The sequence below is a fragment of the Bacillus alveayuensis genome, from assembly GCA_030812955.1.
Taxonomy (GTDB): domain Bacteria; phylum Bacillota; class Bacilli; order Bacillales; family Aeribacillaceae; genus Bacillus_CB; species Bacillus_CB alveayuensis.
This window is the reverse complement of record JAUSTR010000050.1, coordinates 1-1,540: the sequence shown is the minus strand read 5'-3', so window position 1 is coordinate 1,540 and position 1,540 is coordinate 1. Positions and strand designations below refer to the sequence as shown.

At 38.5% G+C, this 1,540-nt stretch carries 1 protein-coding gene; it reads left to right on the top strand.

The genetic code is table 11. The features are described 5' to 3' along the window. Positions 1 to 177 precede the first annotated feature (177 nt). The gene (locus J2S06_RS16040; RefSeq protein WP_419152966.1) at positions 178 to 1,539 is read left to right on the top strand and encodes an IS4 family transposase; all 1,362 of its coding nucleotides are present in this window, start codon (positions 178 to 180) and stop codon (positions 1,537 to 1,539) included. Position 1,540: the final 1 nt, after the last annotated feature.

Here is a 1,540-nt window from a genome sequence, read left to right as displayed (position 1 = left end):
AACTCAACTTTCGCAGTGAAAAATTTATGATTAATCCTTGATTTGATAGGTTTCTTTGGGTATCTCATATTCACTTGACACTGAAAAAATTCGTCTAAAAAACAAAAAGACACCTCTTTCTTTTGGTAAACTATTGGTGACCAAACCAAAAACCAAAGAAAGAAAGGTGTCACCATTATGATAACGAAAAAAGAGTATTTTGCGCAATTACCAAAAGAAATAAAAGACGGATTTTCTGAATTACAAATTGGTAAACATTTAAGAAAAGCTGGAATTATCAAGGCTTGTGGTTATTCTTGTTTATCGATTTTTCAACTATTATTTCTTCTTGTTTTTCAATACAGAAACTGGTACCACGCCTTACAAAGCAAAAAGGCTGCCGATTTACCAGGAAAAGATACCATTTATCGTTTTTTGAACTCGTCTACGTATAACTGGAGAACCTTTCTACTGTCTCTGAGCTCCGAAGTGATTCGTCGTGTGAAACAAACGATTTCGAAGCGCCGTGTTACCGTGTTGATTGTAGACGATTCGATTTATTCTCGTAACCGTAGTAAATCGGTTGAACTTCTAGCTAAAGTATTCGATCATTCCACTCGTCAGTTTGTCAATGGTTTTCAACTATTAACGCTCGGATGGTCCGATGGCTTTACATTTGTACCTATCGATTTCGCTCTTTTGAGTTCAGCGAACCAAAAGAATCGCTTGAACGAAATCCATTCGTCTATTGATAAACGAACCACAGGCTACAAACGACGGCTCGAGGCATTGGAAGCAAAACCAAACATGGTGTTGACATTAGTAGAACATGCATTGGATAAAGGGATTTTCGCTGATTATGTGCTCATGGATACATGGTTTACTCATGCCCCGTTGGTGGAGAAGATTCACTCCAAAGGCCTTTTTGTCATTGGCATGGTCAAACAGCTGAAACAACGGTATCTCTTCAACGGAGAACGATTAACCTTGGAACAACTGTATCGAAAAGCGAAACGAGACATTGGCAAAAAAGAAACACTCGGCTCGATTCACGCAACCCTTCATACGGGTTTACCAGTGAAAATCGTGTTTGTGCGGAATCGAAACAACCAAAGTGAATGGCTGGCCATTTTGAGTACAGATACCACGCTGTCTAATGAAGAAATCGTTCGAATCTATGGGATGCGTTGGGACATCGAAACCTTTTTTAAATTCAGTAAATCGTTTTTACATTTAGCCAAAGAGTTTCAAGGTCGTTCCTATGACATGATGATTAGCCATACTACCATTGTCTTCACTCGGTATATCTTGATTGCTTGGCAGCTTCGAAAAGAAGAGGATCCGAAGACCATGGGCAACTTATTCTTGTTTCTATGTGACGAAGTAAAGGAGATGGACTTTAAAACAGCTTTACTACAATTGATTTCTCTTTTCCAAACTTTGGCTGAAGCTAAGGTTTATTTGAGTATGGACATTTTTCAGTGTCAACTGTCCAATTGGATTACTTCTTTACCTCGTTATATCAAGGACTGTCTTCATATTTCTGTGTGCGAAAGTTGAG